This window comes from Streptomyces uncialis (assembly GCF_036250755.1).
GTDB classification, from domain to species: domain Bacteria; phylum Actinomycetota; class Actinomycetes; order Streptomycetales; family Streptomycetaceae; genus Streptomyces; species Streptomyces uncialis.
In genome coordinates, this window is the sequence record NZ_CP109583.1 from 9,095,007 (window position 1) to 9,117,749 (window position 22,743).

General features: G+C 70.1%; 18 protein-coding genes and 3 pseudogenes. 12 read left to right on the forward strand and 9 right to left on the reverse strand.

Annotated features, from left to right (window positions below):
• Nucleotides 1–182 precede the first annotated feature (182 nt).
• From OG711_RS38125 to OG711_RS38135, 3 genes and pseudogenes are all read left to right on the forward strand, one after another.
• Nucleotides 183–429, forward strand: a pseudogene (locus OG711_RS38125) (MobF family relaxase); the annotation flags it as partial.
• Nucleotides 423–617, forward strand: a pseudogene (locus OG711_RS38130) (hypothetical protein); the annotation flags it as partial. The pseudogenes OG711_RS38125 and OG711_RS38130, both read left to right, overlap by 7 nt.
• A 213-nt stretch (nt 618–830) precedes the next feature.
• Complete coding sequence (locus tag OG711_RS38135; RefSeq protein WP_329557948.1) at nt 831–1,034, forward strand: hypothetical protein; 204 nt, start codon at nt 831–833, stop codon at nt 1,032–1,034.
• 317 nt (nt 1,035–1,351) lie between these two features.
• Here OG711_RS38135 and OG711_RS38140 read toward each other — a convergent pair whose 3' ends face one another.
• Both OG711_RS38140 and OG711_RS38145 read right to left on the reverse strand, forming a co-directional pair.
• Nucleotides 1,352–1,840: a hypothetical protein gene (locus OG711_RS38140; protein WP_329557947.1), complete on the reverse strand. Its 489-nt coding sequence runs from the start codon at nt 1,838–1,840 to the stop codon at nt 1,352–1,354.
• Nucleotides 1,841–2,137: 297 nt separating this feature from the next.
• Nucleotides 2,138–2,758, reverse strand: coding sequence for a hypothetical protein (locus OG711_RS38145; protein WP_329557946.1), 621 nt, complete (start codon nt 2,756–2,758; stop codon nt 2,138–2,140).
• A 652-nt stretch (nt 2,759–3,410) separates the two neighbouring features.
• Between OG711_RS38145 and OG711_RS38150 the strand changes: the two genes are divergently transcribed.
• The 3 genes from OG711_RS38150 to OG711_RS38160 all read left to right on the forward strand — a co-directional run bounded on the left by OG711_RS38150 (nt 3,411) and on the right by OG711_RS38160 (nt 5,664).
• Nucleotides 3,411–3,794: a VOC family protein gene (locus tag OG711_RS38150; RefSeq protein WP_073792685.1), complete on the forward strand. Its 384-nt coding sequence runs from the start codon at nt 3,411–3,413 to the stop codon at nt 3,792–3,794.
• A complete protein-coding gene (locus tag OG711_RS38155) occupies nt 3,791–4,666 on the forward strand; it encodes a sigma-70 family RNA polymerase sigma factor (protein WP_329557945.1) in 876 nt (291 codons plus the stop codon). The genes OG711_RS38150 and OG711_RS38155 overlap by 4 nt, the downstream gene beginning before the upstream one ends.
• A 260-nt stretch (nt 4,667–4,926) precedes the next feature.
• On the forward strand, nt 4,927–5,664 hold the full coding sequence (locus OG711_RS38160; RefSeq protein ID WP_329557944.1) for a hypothetical protein: 738 nt from the start codon (nt 4,927–4,929) through the stop codon (nt 5,662–5,664).
• 309 nt (nt 5,665–5,973) lie between these two features.
• On the opposite strand, the gene OG711_RS38165 is transcribed toward OG711_RS38160, so the two are convergent.
• Nucleotides 5,974–7,059 (reverse strand): hypothetical protein, encoded by a 1,086-nt coding sequence (locus OG711_RS38165; RefSeq protein WP_329557943.1) that lies wholly within the window; start codon nt 7,057–7,059, stop codon nt 5,974–5,976.
• Between the two features lie 134 nt (nt 7,060–7,193).
• Here OG711_RS38165 and OG711_RS38170 point away from each other — a divergent pair, with 134 nt between their 5' ends.
• From OG711_RS38170 to OG711_RS38185, 4 genes are all read left to right on the forward strand, one after another.
• The gene (locus tag OG711_RS38170; protein WP_329557942.1) at nt 7,194–7,844 is read left to right on the forward strand and encodes a TetR/AcrR family transcriptional regulator; all 651 of its coding nucleotides are present in this window, start codon (nt 7,194–7,196) and stop codon (nt 7,842–7,844) included.
• 41 nt (nt 7,845–7,885) lie between these two features.
• Nucleotides 7,886–8,791: a hypothetical protein gene (locus OG711_RS38175; protein WP_329557941.1), complete on the forward strand. Its 906-nt coding sequence runs from the start codon at nt 7,886–7,888 to the stop codon at nt 8,789–8,791.
• A 552-nt stretch (nt 8,792–9,343) separates the two neighbouring features.
• On the forward strand, nt 9,344–10,660 hold the full coding sequence (locus OG711_RS38180; RefSeq protein ID WP_329557940.1) for a terpene synthase family protein: 1,317 nt from the start codon (nt 9,344–9,346) through the stop codon (nt 10,658–10,660).
• Complete coding sequence (locus OG711_RS38185) at nt 10,657–12,003, forward strand: cytochrome P450 (RefSeq protein ID WP_073792690.1); 1,347 nt, start codon at nt 10,657–10,659, stop codon at nt 12,001–12,003. Before OG711_RS38180 ends, OG711_RS38185 begins: the two co-directional genes overlap by 4 nt.
• Before the next feature lie 179 nt (nt 12,004–12,182).
• Here the strand turns inward: OG711_RS38185 and OG711_RS38190 are convergent, their stop codons facing one another.
• Nucleotides 12,183–12,791, reverse strand: a complete 609-nt coding sequence (locus OG711_RS38190) for a hypothetical protein (protein ID WP_329557939.1) — start codon at nt 12,789–12,791, stop codon at nt 12,183–12,185.
• A gap of 1,012 nt (nt 12,792–13,803) precedes the next feature.
• Between OG711_RS38190 and OG711_RS38195 the strand changes: the two genes are divergently transcribed.
• Entirely contained in the window at nt 13,804–13,983 is a 180-nt protein-coding gene (locus OG711_RS38195; RefSeq protein WP_329557938.1) for a hypothetical protein, read from the forward strand.
• An 802-nt stretch (nt 13,984–14,785) separates the two neighbouring features.
• On the opposite strand, the gene OG711_RS38200 is transcribed toward OG711_RS38195, so the two are convergent.
• Complete coding sequence (locus OG711_RS38200; protein ID WP_329557937.1) at nt 14,786–15,847, reverse strand: CHAT domain-containing protein; 1,062 nt, start codon at nt 15,845–15,847, stop codon at nt 14,786–14,788.
• A 144-nt stretch (nt 15,848–15,991) separates the two neighbouring features.
• Entirely contained in the window at nt 15,992–16,156 is a 165-nt protein-coding gene (locus tag OG711_RS38205; RefSeq protein ID WP_329557936.1) for a hypothetical protein, read from the reverse strand.
• Nucleotides 16,157–16,301: 145 nt separating this feature from the next.
• Here OG711_RS38205 and OG711_RS38210 point away from each other — a divergent pair.
• Nucleotides 16,302–17,446, forward strand: a pseudogene (locus OG711_RS38210) (hypothetical protein).
• Between the two features lie 233 nt (nt 17,447–17,679).
• Here the strand turns inward: OG711_RS38210 and OG711_RS38215 are convergent.
• Genes OG711_RS38215 through OG711_RS38225 form a run of 3 tightly spaced genes read right to left on the reverse strand, consistent with a single transcriptional unit; the run spans nt 17,680 to nt 22,030 of the window.
• Nucleotides 17,680–20,355 (reverse strand): DEAD/DEAH box helicase, encoded by a 2,676-nt coding sequence (locus OG711_RS38215; protein WP_329557935.1) that lies wholly within the window; start codon nt 20,353–20,355, stop codon nt 17,680–17,682.
• A gap of 44 nt (nt 20,356–20,399) precedes the next feature.
• On the reverse strand, nt 20,400–20,954 hold the full coding sequence (locus OG711_RS38220; RefSeq protein ID WP_329557934.1) for a hypothetical protein: 555 nt from the start codon (nt 20,952–20,954) through the stop codon (nt 20,400–20,402).
• Nucleotides 20,951–22,030, reverse strand: a complete 1,080-nt coding sequence (locus OG711_RS38225; RefSeq protein WP_329557933.1) for a hypothetical protein — start codon at nt 22,028–22,030, stop codon at nt 20,951–20,953. Before OG711_RS38225 ends, OG711_RS38220 begins: the two co-directional genes overlap by 4 nt.
• Between the last annotated feature and the right edge of the window lie 713 nt (nt 22,031–22,743).

Genomic DNA, 22,743 nt, shown 5'->3' on the forward strand with positions numbered 1-22,743 from the left:
GTCGGTTGATCTGAGTCCTGTGATCCGGGCGGGGTGACGGATGAGGCTGGAGACGGCTCGCGCCTGTCTCATTCCAAGACGCCTGATTCTGTCCCATGCTTCCACGGACCAGAACGCACACCTGAGCGCACTGGCCTGCTGGCGGTACGTCAGGGTCATGGAGAGACGGCACGCGTATCCCAAATCATGCGATGGTGTCGATCCGTGCCCGGCGGCCGCACGACGGGTCGTGGGGAAACCTGTCGTCGGACTCGATGCTGGCCCACATCGTCGTGGCCGTCACCCTCTACACCCTTCACTCCACGGAGGAGGCGTCCACTCGGGTAGGCGTGGGAGCCGCGCGAGGTGACCCCCGGCCGACGGCCTGTGATGGCGATCGCGGGCATAGACCGGCGGCGGCTGATTGGCTGGCAGTCGACCCGACACCGAAGTCGAAGGCGGTCAGGAAGGCCGAACTGCGTAAGCACCGGCGGCGGCTCCGGGACGCCGGACGCCGCCGGCTTGCCGCCGGGCAGTCACGCCGGCCCCGGTCCCCGCAGAACCGGATCGGCAACGCCGCCGCGCGCCGCGATGCCCGCGCCCTGTCCCGGATCCGCCACTCCAACGTCTGGCTGTGGCGACGACGCGGTCAGACCCCGCGTACCCCGACCGCATACCCCGACCGACCTATGGAAAGGGATGGCGCATGCCCATCATCGGCCCCGGCCCCGACGACCCCGGGAACGACGGCTGGGGGTCCCTGCTGGGAGGACCAGGACACCCCGTTCCGGCGCCGGCTCCACGCAAAGCTCGCCGCGGCCGGATTCGAGTGCGCGGCCGATGCCGCCATCATGTACGCGCCCGCCAACCGGTACCACGGCCTCGACGACACCCAGATGGGCCTGATCGCCACCCTCACCGGCGCCAGCTACGACACCGTACGGGCCGCCCACAAGGCCGACCTCGCCGCGTGGTCCCGCGAGCGGCAGCTCCGCGACCACCCCGACCTCGCCGTCCTCGACGCGGACCTGGACCGCATCCGGCACCGCATCTGACCACGCGCCGGGTGCTCGGTGCGCATCCGATGTGCGCGGAGCACCGGGAGTGCCGAGCTGAGATCGGTCAACCCCCGCCCGTCGCCGTCGCCGTCGCCGTCGCCGTCGCCGTCGTCGTTGCGCGGCGCAGCTGCCGCGCGGCCGGAATGCCGTTATCTCGGCGGGGGAGGAGGTGATCAGGATGTCGTTGCCGCGCCGGCGGACGCCGGGTGCTGCCTCCTCTTGGTGGTGTGGACCGCGATGCCGAACCACTTCGTGCCCGGTTCAGACGGCCTCGTCCGAACTCGCCGCCGTCGCGACCTGGTGGGCGGGGATGGTCAGGTGAGGAGCCAGTCGAGGAGGCCGGTCACGAGGAGAAGAGACAACGCGGCGGAGCTTGTGACGGCCATGACGGCGGCGTAGAGGCCGAGGCCCGCGAATCTGCCGCGCCGGGCGGACTTGCCGAGCCAGGCGGCCGTCGCGCCGTACAGGCCGGCCAGGAGCAGGGCCAGCGCGATGGTGAAAGCTACGGTGACGGCGGAGCGTTCGTAGGCGGTGGCTTCGGCCAGCCGGACCTCCACCTGTTCTCCTCCGGTGTACGGCTCCCGGGGCGAACCCAACTCCACCCCGTTTCGGTGTTCCGTGCCGTCGGCGGGGGCGAAGGAGCCCTCGCACCTGCGGTTCGTTTCGGTGGCGTAGCAGCGTGACACGGTGAACACGCCGTCGGCCGGCCCGATACCGGCCGCCGCGCCGACCGGGCCGACACTCGTCCACACCGCTCCGATCGCCATCATCGCGCACACCACCGCACCCGCGCCCCCCAGCACCCTCCACCTCCATACCCGTGCCCGGGTCCGTCCTGCGGTCCGAATCCGCGGTATCCGCTTCATCCCGCCCCACCTCCGGCGTCTGGAGTCCCCGCCACCCCCGGACGCCAAACCCCGCACGCACACGACCGGGAGCCGAAAAGCACCGCCGCGGCTGGGTTCCGTCGGCGGCCCTGACCGGAAACCCTCACCGGCGGCCGGGAAGCCATCGGACCGCGCAGCGGGACGGACCCCGAAGTCCCCGTGCCACCGCGCGGACCGATTCCGTTCTTGAGCGCCGGAGGCTCGCATGGCACGTCAGCGGTGAGTGCGGGACATCCCAGCCGGTGCCCGCAGTGACGATGCCGAGTACCCGCCCGTGCCGTGCCCGGCGATGTCGCGCACTCCCCGGTCCGGGTCCCCGGTGGCAGGGGCGGGTCGACGGCGTACCGGCTCAGTCCCTGCTTGGGATCTGCCAGATGCTGCGGCACGTCCGGTGCCTGCGCAGTGCCCGCACGCTCCGGCGAGATGGTCGCCGTAGACGCCGGACCCGGTCGCCACCGCTTGTCGGGCCAGGGTCACGAGCCCCGACGCGAGCCGTTCGTCCAGCGGGATCACACCGTCCGCCCATCCGACCGACACCGTCATGAACAGCGGCGCGAGACCGTCCAGTCCCCGGAAGGTCTCGGCCAGCCGTGGCAGGAGTGGTGCCAGCCGCTGCGCGAGGTGCGCCTCGCTCGGCCGGTTCCAGGGGATCGGGACCCGGGTCCGGAGCAGGACGTCGCTGGTGTCCTGGACGGACAGGAGCGCGACTGCGGTGTCCTCCCGCACCGGCCGTGGGGTGAGCGGGTGGGTGGGGACCGCCTCGCCCAGGGCCCGCCACAGCACATACGCCGTGGTGTCCGACTCGATCAGCATCTCCACCTCGGGGTCCAGCACGGGCGCACTCTCCTGAAGTCGCAGGGGGCTTCTCCGGCAGGGTCCCCGACCCGGCGGCCCCGCACAGGCCCCGGCAACGAACCTGTGTTCTTCCTCCCGCCCAGCGGGCAACAACCTTCTCCACGGCTCCATCCGGCGGGCCCGCGCGAGCGGTGGCGACGCGCGAGACCGCGCCGGGCGGCCCGGAGCCCGGCTACCGCCGCGGCGGTGCCCGGCCTTGCCGTCCGGCCCCGCCCACCAACCTCTGCGCCCGGTCCGGCGGCCCCCGGCAGGTCCCGGCGAGCTGGCTGCGTCCCGGCCTCCGGGCGGGGACGCGGGGGAGCGGGAAGAGCTGCGCACCAACTACTGGGCGTGCTCACCGGCCTTGAAGGATCTTGCTGCTGGGCTTGACCATCAGCAAGATCCCTTCACCGGACCGGCGGTCCGCCGAACACGAACCCTGTCTCGGCGACGGGGTCGCACAGAGAACCTGTCCGGCCCCAGGGACCGCAGAGCGAGACGAAGCCCGCCCGATGCTTCTCAGGCATCAGCGGTGAGGCGTATTCCGTTTCCGCCCCCGCGGACCGGTCTTGTTACCTTCTCCCGTCGGCACTCGTCATGAGAGCGACGACCGCACACGAACGGTCGCATCGACGAGTGGATCGAGAGCAGGATGCTGAACGAGATCATGTACGTGACGATCTACGTCACGGATCAGGACCGCGCGCTGGAGTTCTACACCGAGGGACTCGGTCTGGAGAAGCAGCTCGACTTCCCCGGGCCCGACGGACGTTTCCTTACCGTCGGGGTTCCCGACAGCCCGGTGCAGATCATCCTGTGGTCCCACGCGCCGGCCGCAGGACAGCCGGGAGGCACGGGCGCGCCCGGTCCGCTGATCCTCGAATCCAAGGACCTGCGGAAAGACTTCGAGATCATGCGCCGACGCGGCGTCGTCTTCGAAGAGCCCGAACCCGTGGACTATCCGTTCGGGGTCCGCATCGAGGCGGTGGATCCGGACGGCAACCGGGTCTCGCTCCGTCAGCAGCGGAAGTCGTGACCGCCCCCCCGTCCGCTCTCGTGGCTGAGGCGTTCGAAGCCCAGCGCGACCGGCTGCGCGCTGTCGCGTACCGGGTGCTGGGCTCGCACGCCGACGCCGAGGACGTGGTCCAGGAAGCCTGGATGCGCCTCGTCCGTCAGGACGCGGCGACCATCGGCAACCTGGCGGGCTGGCTGACCACGGTGGTCGGCCGAATCAGCCTGGACCTCCTGAGATCCCGCCGAGCCCACCCCGAAATCGCCTATGAGCAGGAGTTCGCGAACCTCGTGGTGATACCCGACGAGGACCCCGCGCCGGACGAACAGGCGGCGCTGGCCGATTCGGTCGGCCTCGCCCTGCTCGTCGTGCTCGACTCGCTCACCCCGAGCGAGCGCCTGGCGTTCGTCCTGCACGACATGTTCGCAGTCCCGTTCCACGAAATCGGCCGGATCCTTGGCAAGTCCACCGCCGCCACCAAGATGGTCGCCAGCCGCGCCCGCCGCAAGGTCCACGCCACGAACCGACCGGCGGGCTCCGGCCGCGAGCACCGAGAGGCCGTCCAGGCATTCGGCGCCGCCGCCCGCAGCGGCGACTTCGAAGGACTCTTGCGTGTCCTCGACCCGAACGTGGAGCTGACCGTCGACACATCCGACGGCATGGTCGTCACCCTCGGCGCCACCAAGGTCGCCTCCGGGGCCCGCATGTTCTCCGGCGAGGTCGCCCGCCATCGGCCCGTGCTGGTCAACGGCATCCCCGGCCACATGTCCTGGCACCCCGACGGAACCCCCCTCTCCCTCATCGCCTTCGCCGTCACCGAAGGACGGATCACCGGCATACACATCGTCGTCGACCCTGCCAAACTGGCCTCGATCCATCTGCCCGCCGAGACCTGAGCCGGTGTCGAGCACCCCGCACTCCGACAGGACGGTGTCCGGTGCGATGGCGAAACCACGCTCCGGCGTCGAGTCCACACGCCATCCGCCGTGGCCGGAGCCGCGCGGGCTGTGACCTGGCGTTATGCCTCCGAGACAGTACGACTCGTCCGCAGCGGACGACGGGAGACAGGATCGTGGGACCGAAGTGGGCTGGCCTAACCATGCAGAGAAACACTCCGGATCCCGACCTGTAATTCCGCAAGTCCGAATAGCCGCAGTTGCCAGTAGTGGGCGTCGAGGGCCTGGCGGAGGGCGGTGGCTCGGAGCTGCTGGAGGTGCAGGCCGGCGACCTCGAAGCCGCCGCCGCCCTCGCCACTGCCGAACCGCGGATGCCCGCGCTCCTGGTGAACGTCGCCACCCTGCCCGACCCGGACATCGACGCGGCGTGCGCGGACGCCTTCGCCCTCGATGCCCTCGGAGGCGTCTTCCTCAGCGCCCTGCGCACCTGGGAACAGGCGGGCCCGGACGCAGCCGAGGGCATCGCCCGCACCGTCATCCGCTTCACCGCCGACATCCTCACCGAGGACCACGAGGACATCGACGACCGTCGGTCCTGCCGGTCCGACGGCGGTGATCCGGCCGGGGCCGGGCCGCTCGCGAGGGACGCCAGTCCCGGCCCAACGCCAGCTTCCGCCGCCAGCTTCCGCAGGCTGCTCTACGAGTCGCCTCGACGGTCATGGGCAGGGCGGGGAGATCAGCAGGTCAGTGCCCTGTTCAAGGGGGTTCGGTTGCGCCGACTACTTCTCTCAGGGACCCCCAGGAGCGTTGAGGAGCCCAGTGAAGTCGACGGGGGCGGGGGCGGAAAGTGTCGGGGAAACAGTGCAGTGCCCAGTGGAGGTGGTACGGCGGGAGCGGTCAACAAGGGAAGAGGCGAGCAAGGGGAAGGCAGGGAAGGGATGAGCGACGAGAGGGGCGGTCGGCACGACGGCGGCTTCCGTCCCTGGACGGAGGTGTAGATGAACGCTGGTATCCGCGATGTGAGAGGCGCGAGATGCGCCCGGCTGCGTCGTTGAACGGCACATGGGACTGAACGTGCGGGCTGCACCCGGGGTCGAGCAGCGGGCCGAGCTGGCGGTCGAAAGCGCCTGTCATCTCGCTGACAGCGTGGAGCCCGGGCGCGGCGGAAGACGCGCTGGACGCGATCGACGTCCTGGCCGCCGCTCTCTCCCAGATCAGCCCGGAGACCGCCGGGCCGGACGGGTGACAGGGCACGGGCGGACCTGGAGCTGCGGGGTCCACATGTGGGAATGCCGCGCGGTCCGTGCTCAGGTGGTGGTTGTTTCGTTGCGGGTGGTGGCGGGGTGTCTGCCGCGTCGGTGGGCGAGGAGGGCGAGGGTGGTGCCGATGGCGAGCCAGAGGGTGAGGGTGAGGGTGGGGAGGGCTGCGCCTGAGCCGTCGAAGAAGGCGTTGGTGCGCAGGAGGCTGCCGGAGGCTCCTGGGGGGAGGAGCTGTCCCAGGGTGGCCCAGCCGGTGGGGAGCCAGTGGGGTCCGGTGGCCAGGCCGGCGAGTGGGTTGCCCAGGAGCATCATCAGCCCGGCTCCGAGGGCGAAGCCGGCCATGCCGAGGAGGGCTTGGAGGCCCAGGAGGGTGGTGGACAGGGCGGCTGTGCCGAGGGTGAGGCCGAGGGCGGTGAGCCAGTAGTTCCCGTCGATCGAGTGGGTGGCGAACTGGAGGACGGCGGTGATGGCGGCGCCTGCCGCCAGGGAGAACAGGAGGGCTCCCGTGATGCGGGTGCGCAGTGCGCGGTGTCCGGGGAAGACCCCGCTGAGGATGAGGGCGGGGAAGATCCCGCCGAGGATCATGGGTAGGAGTGCGGCGGTCAGTCCTGCCCCCAGGGGGTCGTCCTCGGTGAAGGGCGCCAGGTCGTGGACGGTGGCGGGGGTGGTCTGTTGTGCGGCGAGGTTGTCGCCCAGCGTGGTGAGGGCGCTGGTGGCGGAGGGGCTGCCCGCGGTGGCCGTGTAGACGTCGACGTGGTGAGCGGTGACGGCGAGGCCGCCGGCTATGTCCCGGTCCTTGACCGCGGTCTGCAGGGCGGTGGCGGTCGGGTAGGGGCGGACGTCCCAGGCAGCGTTGTCGGTGCTCTGCCGGAGGTCCTTCGTGATCTCTTCGGGGCCGGTGACGCCGATGGGGACGCGGTCGGGGCCGCTGTGGATCGAGGGCAGCGCGAAGGCGCACAGCATGATGGTGATCATCGCTGCCAGGCCGAGGACGACCAGGGTCAGCTTGCGTCCCGTGCCGGGCGGGGCGTGGTCCGGCATCGCGGGTTTTCCGTCGCCCCGGGGCGCGCGGAGATGGCTGCGTCCTTCCTCGGGCGTCATGGTGACGGGCGGGAGCGTCTGGTTGTCGGGCATGGTGGAACCTCCGATAGAATGTGAATGTGAATTCACGTTCGCATAGCGAGGGTATGCCGAGGAGTGCACCAGTTGTCAAAAGGGCCTGTCCGCCAAAAGCACCTGCCAGGAGCGCCGCCGATACCATGCGGGACATGACCGAGGAGCCGGAGCGTCCAGCGGCATACCGGCAACCCCGGCAGGCCCGCAGCGCCGCGACCCTGGCCCGCGTCCTGCGGGCGGCCGAGGAGATCGCCACCACCGACGGCCTGGAGGACCTGACAATGGCCGGCGTCGCCGCACGCGCCGGCGTCGCCGTCGGCACGATCTACCGCCGCTTCGACGACAAGGAACAGCTGATCACCGCCCTGTCCGAGCGAATGCTCGAACACCGCGAGGAATACGTGGCCCAGCGCCTGCGGGCAGCCGAGCCCTCACTCTCAGGCGTCATCGACGCCTACGCACAGGCCCTGCTGCAATCCTTCGCCGACAGCAGCGGCCTCTTCCAGGAGCTGCTGCGCGCACAGGGGGACAGGTCGCTGGACCGCGGGGCCCGCACCATCACCGCACTCCACCGCCTCCTCCTCGAAGCGGCATCCCCGTACACCGGCCAGATCCGCCGCTCCCAGCCGCAGAAGGCACTCGACACCGCTGCCCGCGCCGTCCTCGGCGCCTGCTACCACGACGCCGTACGCCCCGACCCCGCCACCGGAGAAACGGCCAGACGCCGCTACGCCGCCGAACTCACCGACATGGCGATCGCCTACCTCCTCACCCCCGACGGACACCGCTCCACCCACACCTGAGCCGAGCACACTGCCGGACAGTTCTGGCCCGGGTCCCGGCCGTGGTCGACGTCGCCCTGGCCGCCGCCGGCGTCGCCGCGGTGGTGTTCGTGATGAACAAGGACGGCATCTTCCAACGCCGTCACCTCCTCGCCGAAGCCCGACGCCACCTCGCCCTCGTCCTGAGGGGCCGCCCCCGGGAACCCGGCCTCGACGACCAGGTCGTGGACGCCGCCATCGCCACGCACTGCCTCGACATCACCGACTCCGGGACGCTGCACAGCGGCACCATGGCCCACCGCCTCTACACCACCCGCTGGACCGAGGCCGACCTCAAGCCCGCCCGCCGACGGCCGGCCATCCCGGATGCCGACCGCCAGCTCCCGCCCGACACGGGCACGCCGGCCACCCTCGGGCTCCCGGACGAGGTCCCGTCCGACACAGGTGCCCCGCACGTGCTCCGGCTCCCCGACCAGGTGGCGGGGAAGTGGGAGATCCCCAGGGTCCCGCTGCGCTACGACCGGGCCGTCCTCGCCGCCGGGGTGGTCCGCGAGAAACTCCGCACCACCCTCACCACGGCCGGGCGGGGGTACGACATCGCCGCGCACCAGCAGGCCGCCATGCCGGAACAGCTCCTCCCACCCCCGGCCACCGCCGAGCCCGACCGCGACGACGACCAGGAGCCGGAGGAGGCCGAACCCCGGGAAGCGGTCGACCTGACCGCGGTGCGCGCTCTGAAGAAGTCACGCACCGATGTCGAATCCCTCGACCTCACCGCCGAACAGCTGCGCCATATCCAGGAGGCGTACGAGCGGGCGAGGGATCAGGCCCGAGAGCGGGCAGCCCAGTACGTCGGTCAGGGGGATGCCGACGAGCCCTCGCGGCCGGTGCGCGCGGGCGACCAGCAGGCGCAGGCGCACCGCCCGCAGCAGCCCGGACCGCACCGCGGCCCGGGGGCCGGCTGCTGAGCGGACCCCGGCGAGTGGAGCCCACCGGCCGGTCGATGCCGCTGGGTCCACTGGACGGAGTGGTCTCCACCGGCAGGCGGGGGCCGTCGTGCGGGAGCGTCCGGCATCGCCGGACGATGCCGGACACTCCGGTTCCCGTGCATCCGGCGCGGACCGGATGCACGGGAACCGTCCCCCGCGATGCACGGCGTCGTCACCGGCGATGCCGGGCACTCCGGGCCGGTGCGCGGCCAAATGAGATGATCTCTTAGCCGCCTCGCAGCTTACCGAAGCCTCTCCCACCAGCAACGACGGGCAGCACACCTCGACCCGTTCGCATCCGCGTGCGATCCCCGAGAACCATCCGCCTCGCCCCCCGCCCTCAGGGTGCTTTTCCTAGCGGGCCTTTGTCTGGCCCGCCCCCTGGTTCGCCTGCCGGGGATCGTTCAACACGTTCACGCCCTTTTGGTTACCGAGACCTTCCCTTCCTGGGGTGGGACTGGCTCTCTTGAAAGGAAAGGAACCGGCGGGCCGCTGCCCCGCCACTGTCAGGACGAGGGCCAGGGAGTGCTCATGGATCTCGCAGTCCCTCGGCTCCGCGTCGATCTGCTGTCCGGGCTCCACCCCCATGAAGACCGTGCCCAGCAGCACACCCAGGCGTGGGTACAGGAAATGGGCATGATCGCCAACAGCCCGAAAGTGCGGGAGGTCCGCGACTCGTTCCTGCTCGGAAGGCCGGCCGCCCGGGTCTGTCCCCACGCCTCCGTCGGCCGTTTATACGTCCTGGCGGACTGGACGAGCGCCTACTTCATCCTGGACGACGTCCTGGACGACACGGTGGAGGCCCGCGACCCGGAGGTGGCCACCGAGATCGCCGACCAGTTCATCGCCCCCTTCCTCGGCACCGCCCCGCGAACCGGGCGCCACCGGGTGGGCGATGTCCTCGCGGTGTCGAGGATCCGGGAAGGACTGGCCGACCTGTGGGCCCGCACCCGGCCGGGCATGACCGCCGCGTGGACCAACCGCCTCGTCCACGACATGACCGCCTACCTCTACTCGCACGTCCGCCAGTCGGAGATCAACTCCTCCGAAACCCCCTTCGACGAGGACGCGTACTGCGCCCACCGGCTCCTGACCAGTGCCATGTACGTCTCCGCCGACCTCATCGAGGTCGCCACCGCCAGGCCGGTGCCCGAACACCTGATCCGCAACCCGGACGTCGCGACCATCCGCGAAGCCGCCTCCCACGTCGTGGCCTGGGTCAACGACCTGTACTCCGCGCCCAAGGAGATCCGCCTCAACGACCTCTGCAACTACGTCGTGGTCCTGACCAGCAAACTCGACGTCTCCTTGCAGGAAGCCGCCGATCTCGTCGCCCAGCGGGTCGACGTCCAGGTCGGACGGTTCCTCGCCGCCGAGAGCCGCGCCGAGGCCGTCCTCTACCCCCACCTGCAGCCCGACGACCGCCAAGCCCTCACCGAAATGGTCGAAGGACTCAAGACCTGGATGACCGGCAACGCCCTCTGGGCAGAGGAAACCGCCCGCTACACCGACCGCGCGACCCGGCGACCGGCCCCGTGCAGCACCTCGCCACACTCATCTGACGACCCCGGCAGCAACCGCGGCACAGGCCCCGCACAGAATCCCCGCCGGCCATGCCCGGCGCCGCCGAGGATGCCCCATGACGGACAGCGGGTCACCGGGCAGTGCCGTTCCACGCCCGCACGCGCCAAGCCCCAAGCATCCAGGGCGCACCGGGTTGAACCGGCGGGGTCGCGGGTTCCGCCTCCCCGGATCCGGCACCGGGCTCCACCCGCAGCAACCGGCCCCGCGCACCCCGCGTCCCCGCTTCATCCACCGCACCGCCGACCGGAGAGTGGACAGCTATGACAACGGACGTTCCGATCAGCCAGGCACCGGGAGCGCTGCCTCTCCTCGGCCACCTCCTGCCACTGGTACGCGACCCCCTGAAATTCCTCACCTCACTGCCCGCCCGCGGAGACCTGGTCCACATCCGAATCGGCCCCAAGAAGGCCCTTCTGGTGTGCGACCCGGGACTGACCCGCCACGTCCTGGTCAACGACCGCACCTTCGACAAAGGCGGCCCGGCATTCGACCAGGGCAGGGAAGTCCTGGGCAACGGCCTGCCCCTCTGCCCCCATACCGACCACCGCCGCCAGCGACGGCTGGTCCAGCCCGCCTTCCACCCTGCCCGCCTGCCCGCGTACGCCCGCCTGATGACCGAACAGACCGACACCGCCACCGGCTCGTGGACCGACGGCCAGACCATCGACGCCTATACCGAGATGCAGAACATCGTCGCCCAGGGCCTGGTGGCAACCATGTTCGCCGACACCCTCAACCCCACCGCCATCACCGAGGTACTGGAGGACCTCGGCGCCATCACGGACGGCATCTTCCGGCGCATGATCACACCACCGCGCCTGAACACGCTCCCCACCCCCGGCAACCGCCGCTACTACCAGGCCCGATCCCGCCTGCGCCGGACCATGGTCCGCGCCACCGCAGACCGCCGCTCCGCCGCCACCGGCCACGACGACCTGCTGTCCGTACTCCTCGGCAGCCCAGATCCCCCCGAAGACGGCCATGACCAGAACCTTTCCGACGCCGAGATCATCGACCAGCTGATGGCCTTCTTCTTCGCCGGCATCGAGACCGCGGCCGCCACCCTGGCATGGGCACTGCACGCACTGGCCCAGCATCCCCACATCGAAGAACAGCTCCACGCCGAGGCCGACAGCGTTCTCGCCGGCGCCGCAGCCACACTCGACGACGTGCCCAGGCTGGAATACACACGCCGCGTCCTCATGGAATCCCTGCGACGCTATCCGCCAGCCTGGCTCGTCAGCCGCACCACCACCACCGACACACACCTCGGCACGCACCCCGTCCGCGCCGGCACGGCCGTCTTCTACAGCCCCTATCTCATCCACCACCGAACCGACCAGTACGACAACCCCGAGCAATTCGACCCCGACCGGTGGAGCAGCTCCCGCCACCTCAACCCACCGGACGGCTCCTTCATCCCGTTCGGCGGAGGCGCCCGCAAGTGCGTCGGCGACCAGTTCGGCATCACCGAAGCCGTCATCATCCTGGCCACGATCGCCGCACGATGGCGCCTGGAACCCCTGCCCGGCCGCCCCGTCCGCCCCGCCCTGGCCCTCACACTCAGCCCGCAACGGCTGCACATGCGCCTCAGGCCCCGCACATAGCACCGCCCGGGTCCCGAACCCTGCACACCCCGCGTCGGCTTCACTCAGCCCACAGAGGACGAAGGCCCACCCGCCTGGGCGGTGCGGCGTGCTCGGCCCGGCCAAGCACGCCGTCGGATCATCGCTGCCCCGACGACTCCAGCACTCAACGGCTACACACTCGCCCCCCAAAAAAAGGGTCACATCACCGTGCTGGCGCACCTGCTCAGCCTGTGCAACGGCTCGCCCGGCGCGACCAACCCCGCAGGCCAGCGAGTTGTGTGAACCACCCAGCGGGCCTTGACCCCTCCGCACCCGGCCGGGGATGCGCCCGCGTTCTGCACGATGCCGGGCCGTATCGGATGTGCACCGGCCAGTGTGGGATGTGCGTCGAGGGCCTGGCGGAGGGCGGTGGCGTGGAGCTGGCGGAGGATGTCGTCGATGTCCTCGTGGTCCTCGGTGAGGACGTCGGCGGTGAAGCGGATGACGGTGCGGGCGATGCCCCCGGCTGCGTCCGGGCCCGCCTGTTCCCAGGTGCGCAGGGCGCTGAGGAAGACGCCTCCGAGGGCATCGAGGGCGAAGGAGTCCGCGCACGCCGCGTCCATGTCCGGGCCGGGCAGGGCGGTGACGGGGGCGACGATCCGGGTGGCGACGTCCACCAGGATCGCGGACATCCGCGGTTCGGCGGCGGCGAGGGCGGCGGCGACTTCGAGTGCGCCGGCCTGCACCGCGCGGAGGTGGTCGAAGGCGGCCGTCACCGCGTGAGGAGTCATCGGAGTGAGCGATTCGGCGACGGTGGTGTCAGGCACAGGGGTACTCCTGTCGTCGGGCTGCCGTGCTGATCACGACGGCTTCGGACAGCCTCGGGCGCAGGCCCTGTGGACAGCGGCCGGAGATTTCTCCCCCTTTTCCGAACCGGTGCGAACCGTCCGGTCAATGGTCTAGCCGTCACATACCGGACCCCCCTTGACCAGTACCGTCCCTGGGGGCGACCGGCCCATGGCTCTGGTCCACCGAAACGACCGGCGTCCGACCGGCGGCCACCCGAGGAGCCGCTGGCCCTGCCAGTCCGATGGCGGTGAACTGGCCGGGACCGGGCCGCTCGCGACGGACACCGAGCCCGCCCCCACGTCCCTCTTCCGTAGGTTGCCCTACGACTTGCCTCGGCGTCATGGGCGGGACGAGGAAATCAGCAGGTCAGCGCCCTGGTCAAAGGGGTTCGGCTGCGCCGACTGCTTCTCTCAGAGACCCCCAGAGTAATGAGGAGCCCAGCGAAGTCGACAGGAGCGGGGACGGAAAGGGGCGGGGAGAGGCCGGTACGGACGGCAGCAGGCTGAGAACGGACATACGCCAGCTTCCGCAGGTCGCCTTACGAGTCGCCTTACGAATCGCCTCGATGTCATGGGGAGGGCGGGGAAATCGGCAGGTCAGTGCCTTGGCCAAGAGGGTTCGGCTGCGCCGACTACTTCTCTCAGGGACCCCCAGGAGCATTGAGGAGCCCGGTGAAGTCGACAGGAGCGGGGGTGGAAAGGGACGCGGGGAGAGGCCGGGACGGCCGGTATCCAGGCTGAGAACGAACAGACAGCGCAGTGCGGCAAGCGATACGGAGGGAGCGGCCGACAAGGGAAGAGGCGAGCAGGGGAGGGAGGGAAGGGATGAGCGACGAGAGGAGCGGCCGACGGGACGGCGGCTTCCGTTCCCGGATGGAGGTGTGGATGCCCTCGGGCCCGGGTACCGGGGCATCGGCACAGGACCCTGACTCCGCCTGCCTGGCGCTGCCGTGTGCTGCGCCCGGGGCCGGGTGCGCGCACGCTGGAAGGTATGGAGAGCGCGCCGATCGTCGTGCACCGGCCGTCGCCGTCGGGCGGCCGGCGGGTGAGCGTGCACCGGAACGGCCGGGACGAGATCCTGGGCCTCGCGTTCTCCGACCATGACCTCGTGGTCTTCCTGGAAGCCGCGGGCATCACCGAATCAGGCCTGGTTCTCGATGACCCTGGCTAGGTGGAGTGGCGGGGCGCGGACGCGCACCACTGGAACGCCGCCTGACGACCGGCACCCGCAGGCTGGCGCCGCACCCGGTGGCGGCAGCGCCGCGCCCTGGCCGCCTTCCTGGACGGCTGGGGCCGGGCCGGGGAACCCGCCAAGGCCAGCTGATCTCTGCCGGTCACACTCCGCCGGTCGGCCGTCCTCGCGGCCGACCGGCCCCGGTCCCGGCGTCCTTCAGGATGCCGATTCCTCCGACTCGGAAGACTTACGGCCGTGGGCACGTCGCAGAAGGCCCCATGCCCGCTGTGGCGGACCCGCTGGACCGTCACCGACGACGGGCCGGACCACCCGTATCCGCCGGTCCTGATCGTGTTCAACTACATCGGTGTCCGGGAACCAGACCCTCCTCCCTCGACGCGATCGGCAACCCCCGCCTCGACGCCGTCCTCACCCGCCAACGCCAGCAGATGAAGGCCAACCAGGAGGCGTACCAGGCGCAGCTCCGGGATATCAGTGAACGCCACGCCGAGCGCGTGGCCCGCCGCCCGGTCTGCACCGGCTGCGGGGCCAAGCTCACCGACGAACGGTGGAAGGCGGCCCGGGCGACGGGCCGGGGCACTCCGGAGGACACCCGCCCGCACCTGTGTGACACCTGTAGCCCCCAAGCCGCCGCCACCGAAGGCCGAACGGCGGACGAACAGGAACACCGTGAGCCGGTGCGCCGTGGGGCAGAGCAGGAGAATCTCCAGAGTGAGGCCCGCCCTGCCTGTACCGGATGCGGAACGAGGTTCAAGCTCATGTACGAGATGCCCACGTTCTACTCCGGAGGCGGCGTTACCAGCTTTGTGGCGCTCGGGTCGACGTCCGCTGCACAGGCCAGGGTCGGCAGGTCGCGGTCGAGCAGGCCGTTCATTTCGATGGCCACACGGCTGAGCAGGTGGGCGGCTTGGATGGATTGGCCGTCAGCGACGGCGGCGTAGAACCGGGCGGCATAGGTGATGGCGTCGGCATCGCCGATGGTGTCGGACATGCCGATGGCGAACGGCACGGTGCCGACCAGCTTCCCGGTCTGGGCTGCGGAGTGGCAGGAGTTCAGCAGGACCAGCAGCGGCTTGTCGTCCACGGCGGCGATGGCCCGGGCGAAGGCGTCGGCGCTGACGATGGCACCTTCGTGGAAGCCGTCCTCACCCTTCTCGAAAGCGATCAGGTCCTGTGCGCTGTGGCCGGAGAAGTGCACGACGTGGGGACGGAACCGGGTCAGCGCGTCCAGGAAGACGTCCGCTGTTGCAGCAGGGTGGACGTCCAGTTCGACAAGGTCGCGATGGGTGGCGCTCTGCACCGCAGCGCGGATCCTCTGTTGTTCCCGGCCGACTCGCAGGTCACCGGCGGAAGCAGCCGCCAGTAGCAGCACCCGCAGTTTCTCCGGCTTCGGGGCCCGCAATTCCCTCAGCACTGTGCGCACCTCGCCTTCCGCCGCCGACAGGCGGCTCTCGATCTTCTGCTGCTCAGCTGCGGCACGCCGCTCCGTCTTCTGCTGTTCACGCTGGCGAGCCTTCTCCGCGGCGGCCCGCTCAACCTGTTCCGCCTTCGCCAGCTTGACCGACAGGTCAGCTGCCTCCTTGGAGAGCTTGCCGACCTTGGCGCTCCACGTGCTGGCGTTCTGGCCAGCTTTGTTGGCCTCGTTCTCGTATCGCTGGGCAGCACGCTGCTTGCTGTTGACGGTACCCTGACTACTCGCCTTGGCGGCTGCTGCTTCCTCCTTCGTGGCCTTCGCGCGCTTGTCGGCTTCCTTCTTGCGGAACTCGCCGACCTTCTTCTCCGCGTCAGCGCGAGCCTTGTTCCTTCTGTCCAGCTGGCTCCGGTAGTAACTGGCGTTCATGGGCGTGCCTTTCTGCGGTTCCCGTCTCGCCAGGCTATGGCCGCCCACTGACAACGCCCCTTGCCGCTTCCCACAGTGTTCCTGCAGGTGTGGCGGCAAGACGGGCAGCCCTGTGCGGGTCCGCTGATGATCGTGGCGGACGGCTCACGTTCCTTGCGCCGAAGGCCATCTGCGCGCTGGTAGATACTGGCCGACATGGCAGAAGGCTCCGATCCGCAGCAGGACGTCACTTACCGAGCGCCGGTCGGCTCCGTCGACCTCAAGGCGTTCGACGACGACGGCAACTCGTACGAGATCCGTGCGTGCCATGACTGTCTGCCGTGGTACGCGGAGGTTGTGGTCGTGGCGGGGAAGTCCTCGTCAGGGAGTGGCATGCGGTGGGATGTCCGCAGTTCCAGGAGCTCATCCGGGACTGAGACGGGAATTCATCGCCCAGGGTCGGGACACATCTCCTATGGGTGATGATGTTGTGGTGAGTCTGGACCTAAGCAATTACGAACTTCTCTGGCCTGCATCGCTGTTCATATCCGAGGGTGAGCGCGTGCTCCGGTCCACAGGCTCCTGGCAGGACCGGGCTATCTGGCTCCTGACGGAGGCCCTGGCCGGCACAACCGCAGTCGCCGACTTCGAGGATCTGCCCAACCACACCGCGCCGACAGCCGATCCCTGGGCGACCACCGCCACCGGCTGGGGCACCAAACGGGCCGTGATGGACCAGCACGACTGGTTCACCGAACTCATCCGCCGGGCGCCCGAGCTCAGGCATGCGGCCGCGCCCCGGCCGTACTGGCCGCAGCGCCGCGGCAATGGACTCGCTCACGATGGCAGTACCGCGCGAGACACCCGAGGGGACATCGCGCGGCTCATCAGCGAGTTCGCCGACAACGGCTACCTGGCCGAAGTCTTCGGCGAGGAATGCATCGACGATCACAGCGAGCTGCCTGACCCCTCCGACGTGATCGACAGGCGACTTGGCATCCCTGATCTGTGGCCGCTGGCGCCGGAGGCGTGGGGCGAAGACACCTTCTACGGGCTGATCGAGGTGTTCCACGACCTGGTGAGCCGCCCCGTACGCGGCGTTTCCACTCCTACAGCGGCTGCGGATGGCACCACTCGGAGTTTCACAACGGCCCGGCACGCGTTCTGTACCGGTGGAAAGTCAACCAGCTGTTGCGCGAGGCAGGCATCGATTACGAACTGGCCGCCGAGGGTGAGGACCTCGGGCGCCTGGTCGCCGTCACCGACGACGCCCGAAGCCAGCTGGTGCACCGCGCCCTCAACGACAGCCCACCCGGCACCACCGCCGGAGTCCGCCATGCCATCGCCCTCTTCCGAGGGCGTGACACGTCAGCCGAGAGCAAGCGATCGGCCATCTTCAACCTCGCCCGCATCCTTGAGGAACGCCGTGCCCTGATCAAGCAGCACCTCGGGAAGGACGAAGGCGCGCTGTTCGAGATCGCCAACCGCTTCGACCTGCGCCACCGCCGGGCCGACCAGCGCGGCGAGTACGACGAAGCATTCCTCGACTGGATCTTCTGGTGGTACCTCGCCACGGTAGAGCTGACCAACCGGCTGATCGCGTCGCGGCGCCTCGCCTGAGCCGTGGCGCCGAACGTGCCTCCCGATCGGGTGACCGTCTCAGTAGTCGTCCCGATCGGAGGGCGCATCGTGCTCCTCGATGGTCGTAGGTGCAGGTACCGCAGTTGTACAGCGTCGTGTCGCACTCGTCGTGGTGATCCCACACCGGTCGGCGCTTCGGACGCCGCCGACTGCACGGAGCCGGCTTTCGCAGACCGGACCGAGGCGACCTGGGTGGCGGCCGCCGGTACCGCTCACGCCCATTCCACGCCGATGTCCCGCAGGACGGTGCGCTGGTGGTGGGTGAGCCGTGCCAGCCTCTGCTTGGTGTTGGTGGCGAACGCACCGAGTTTCACGGTGTGCTCGGCCCCGTCGATGACGACCTGTTCGGTATGGGGTCGGGGGACGGTGGTTTTGCCTTCCCTCGCGATGTACTGGGCGTAGGCGGCGACACCGCGTTGGAATGCCGCTGACAGCTTCTCCGCCCCGGCCTCCGTGTTCTTCCCGGCCGGGGCGGGGGCCGGCTGCTCGACGGGCTTGATTCCGAGCCCGGTCAGTCGCTCCCGCTGCTCCTCGGCCAGCAGCTTCCAGGCGGCGGGCTTCTGCTGCCGCTGGATCCACGCCCCCAGATCGTCGCCCTCGAACAGCACACCGGGCTCGATGTGAGGGAGGACTGCGCCGGGTTCCTCGGCTGCCAGGTCACGCAGGATTGCGTAGTGGCGCTGCCAGTCGAGGGGCCAGGGGCAGTTCCAGTCGGGGTCGATGGCGGTCATCTGCGCCGCTCTGGCCTCGGCCCGTTCGGTGTCCTTCCCCAGTCCGCCCTTGCGCCGGAGGTTGGCCATGTGCCGCCCCACCGGCTGCGCCTCGGTCTCGGTCTGACCCCAGAGGGCGTCCTGCCGGGGTGCGAGGTGTCCGTGGGCGCGGTGGTAGGAGCGGAAGAACGCGAGCTTCGTCTCCCACGCCTCATCTCCGGGTTCCCACACCATCCCCTCCTCGTCCAGCAGCACGCGCCGCCGTTCCTCCAGGTCCCCGGTACGGGCTGCACGGCGCTGCTCCGCCTCCCAGCGTCCGAGGGGGTAGTTGACGACGCCGACCGGGACTTCGGTGTCGTAGGGGGTGGCCACGAGCCCGGTGATCCCGTTCTCGAATCGCCAGCGGCGCCGGGCCTCGAAGCCCTCCAGCCACACCAGCGACTCCGGCCGGTAGACCCGGGTGCGCAGGAACGCGGCGATCGTCGCGGGGTCGCGCGGGCCGGAGAAGTGCAGCAGAGCCGACTCCACCGCCCCCTCGGTCCCGTTCTCTTCCTGCTCCTGCTCCTGCTCCTGCTCCTGCTCCTCGTTCTCGCCGGCCCGGATGATCTGGCCGTCCTCGTCCCGCTTCACGTGGGTGCGCTTGTCCTGCTTGCCGCGGGACAGCGTCCGGGATGCCAGCTGCTCGACGAGACGGGCGTCATGAGAGCGCAGGCCGTTGAGTACGGCGACCAGCGGCTTGTAACTGGCGGAGGCGATCATGCCGCCGGGGTCTTCCCCGGCCTCCAGGAACACCGGCACGATGATCCTGGCCACCTTCGTCGTGCCGTCCGGATTCGGCCGGAGCGCGCGGCCGATGTTCTGGACGATCTCGACCTGGGAGCCGCGGGTCTCGGCGAAGCAGATCGCCTCGACGCCTCGTTCGCCGACGATGTCGACGCCTTCGCCGAGGACCCGCACGGAGGCGAGGAACGCGCGGTGGACCCGCTTGTTCTCGGCGTTGATGCCGCCTGCGAACTGGCGGATGACCTCGCGCCGCTCGCTGACGAGGTGGTCGCCGCACAGCCATTGGGCCCAGACGCGGTCCGCAGGGACGTGGCGGCCGGCTTCCAGCTCGTACAGTTCGGCGTCGATCGACGACTTCGGCAGCGCCTCGGCGTCCTTCAGCGCCTTGTCGGACGCTTCGGTGCGGTAGAGCTCGGCGGCCGTGTGCGGCAGCTTGGCGGCGAACGCTTCGGCTTCCTCGACGCGCTGGTGGAATGTCATGACGGTGCGGAGGTTCTTCGCTGCGGCGTGCTCCAGGAGCGCGGTCTGCAACAGCGCGAGCCGCCGGCCCCGCAGCGCCTCCTCCGAGATGCCGAGGATGGGGTCGGGGTCGCGGATCTCCAGGACGTCGATCTCGAATCCTGCCAAAATCTGACGCTCGACCGCCTCCGAGAGCCCGAGATCGACGATCCGTTCCCCGTACGTCTCGGAGTCCCCGCTCATGGACGCGATCTCCAGCTCGCGCCCGTCCTTGCCCTTCTGCGGGCGCGGCGCGGCGAGGATCCGGGGCGTGGCGGTCAGGTAGAGCCGGAAGTCCGCGGGGATGCGCCGGTTGTCGTGGATCGCCGCCCATGCCCGCCCCATGTCCCCGGCCGTGCCGTGGGCCTCGTCCACGACGGCGAGGTCGAAGCCGTCCATCTGCTGCCCGTACAGCCGCTCCCCGCCCGCCAGGGCGGCTTCCAGCGGCCCCCGGACCCGAGTCTGTCCGGTTGGGTCGGCGGGGTCTTCCCGGTCCACGAGGGAGGCGTAAGTGGCTAGGACGATGACCGGCCCGGACCCGGCCCACAGCGCCAGCTGGATGGCGTTGGTCGTCGACCGGACCCCGAGCCCCTTCAGCACGGCGTCACCTTCGAGCGAGCACACGGCGACCATCGGCGCGGTGTGGCCGACCCGGCGCCACGCCTCGGCGGTCTGGACGAGGAGGTCGAGGGTGGGGACCATCACCAGGATCCGGCCGCTCCGGAAGCAGTCGTACGCGGCGGCGGCCACGGTGATCGTCTTCCCGGAGCCGGTCGCTGACACGACCATGGCACGGGCACCATGCTCCGTCACAGACGATCTTGCCGGGAATCCCACCCACCTGCGGATACGGGAATTCGCATCCACCTGATGTTCCCGGAGCTTTACACCAGACATTCCAGAGCCCTTTCCTTCTCGCTTCGGTGTGCGTTTTTGGGATGTCAGCGCGGATTGAAAGCGGGCACCGACACGGTGCCGTCCTCACCGGCGACGGCGTGCTTGGCGAGCTGCGCCACGACCTGGTCCGGGGAGACGCCGGCCCGGGCGGCAAGGGCCTGGATCCGCCGGCCCGCGGGCGCGGTGAGCCGCACCTCGGCCCGCAGTTCGTCCCTCTCGTCCCGCCGCCGCGCCTGGTGCGCGGCCTGCCGCTCCAGGAACCCCGCGCGCCAGGTCTCCCGCTCGCGCGCCCAGGCGGCGCCCTCGGCGCCCTTCTCCGGCTCGTAGACCGTCCAGCCGGACGACTCCATCAGGGCCTGAACCCGGTGCCACTCGACATGCTTGGCGGCCCACCGCTCGGCCAGCTCCTCCGGATCCCAGGCGAACGGCTCCTGCTCCAGGTCCCGGGGCGGAGACCGCAGCGCCGCCTGACGCTCGGCCTCCGTCTCGCGCTCCCGGACAGCGGCCTCAGCGACCGCCTCGTCCACCCCTCGGGCGGTCAGACCCGCACCGTTGCGCCGGACCGAGTCACGGGCCACATCCTCAGAAGTCCAGATCACCGCTGCTCCCCCTCTTCCGCTTCGTTCTTCAGGGCCAGGCCGTGGTTCTCCAGGTGGTTCAGGAGGAGCCGGGTGAGGTCGCGGGCGGGGTCGCTGATGTGGAGCCGGCCGTCCTCGGGGTCGAGCCGGCCGGGGAGGACGATGGTGCGGGTGAAGAAGTCGCAGAGCGCCCCGACTGTTTCCGGTGGGATGGTCACCGGGCCTTCCAGGTCGCTGTGTGTGAGGGCGGCGTTCATGACCGTGCCCAGGTGCCGCTGCCGGGCCAGTTCGTCCGCATCCTGCTCGTGCACCCGGCCCCCGGTCTCCGGGATCTCCTCGGACACCTCCACGACGCGGTACAGGCCCTTGGTGCCGTACAGGCCGGGGTCCCGCTCGTTGACCCTGCGGACGATGGCCACGGCCTCCTCGACCGACCGCACCACGGTGTGATTCGTCGTGGTCACGGCCCCGGGGTGGTTGTCGCCGGTGCGCTGCGCGACGACCCGGTAGCGGAACAGCTCCGGCTCGCCGGGGCCGTTCTGACGCCTGCGCTCCTCGTCCCGCCAGCGCTGCACCCCGGAGTCCTGTTCAGGGGTGTACTGGTCCATGTCCTGCTGGTCCATCAGCTGCCAGATCCGCCGGAGCTCGATCCTGCGGACGGCCGCCAGCCAGTCCGCGGCACTCCTCACGTCAGGGTGCTGCTCCAGCTCTCCCGCTGCGGTGAGCAGTTCGTGGACCTGGCCGCGCGTCAACCCGGTGACCTCACCCCAGATCCCCTCCCGCGCCGACAGCCGCTGCTCAAAGCTCAGCCGCTCCACAGTCGGCCCGGGGGCACCTTCCGCGGCCTCCTGGCCCTCCAGTTGCTCCTGCCACCGCAGGAAGTCCGCTCCCTGCTCCTCGGCCGCCTGGTAGTCCGGGCCGTACCTGTCCTCGCCATACGCGGACAAAGCCGCAGCTTCCCCGACCTCGGCGTGCTCCCACCGCTCTTCGGACGAGGAGAGCTGCCAGCGCCTGCCCTCCATCAGCGCCGGCAACAGGGCGCTCAGGGCGCGAGGCGCGGCGATGGAGGACACAGGGAGCGTGAACGTGCTCTCCACACAGTGCTCCACCACACTGCACGTCCAGCCTTGGTCCGCTGACGTCCACGTCAGAGTGAGCCCCGAGGGCCATTCCTCCGCATTGAGCCTGGGCGAGCCCACTGCCCAGTGCCAGGACGCGGTGCAGGACTCACGGTGAGCCTCGTCCCGAATCACCGAATGGGAGGCCCCGGCGAACCCTGCTCGAGCGAACTCCCGCTCCACTGCCTGCGCATATCGCTTCCACGTAAGGAAAGCACTCATCCGCCAATCCTTCCCCACCGATAAGGCCACCTCTTCACACTCTGGGGGTATGCCTTGTTTTCCCTAACTCTACATGCTGCCTACTCTACCAACCCCTGATATCCTGAAGCCCAACCCGATCGAGTCCCCGCCCCCTACTGCTGCTCCCCGCGAAGCGGGCCCAGGTCCCGGAGCGCAGTGGAGGGACCCTCACCCCCCGTCAGGTCCCGGAAGGAGCGCAGCGACCCGGGACCACCCCCATCCGGTCACCCCTAAACCCAATCCGCACAAGCCGATCCACGCGCGCAGCGCGCTGACCGGCCGTCAGCACGGCGCGAGCGCAGCGAGGGCCCGCCCCACCCCCAAGGGCCGCGCAGTGGCCCGCCCCCGCTCCAGGGCCCCGAGAGCGCAGCGAAGGGGCCGTCCGGGCTCCGCCCGGACAAGGGGTGCGCAGCACCCCGCCCCCCTTGCGCATCGCGCAGCGATGCGGT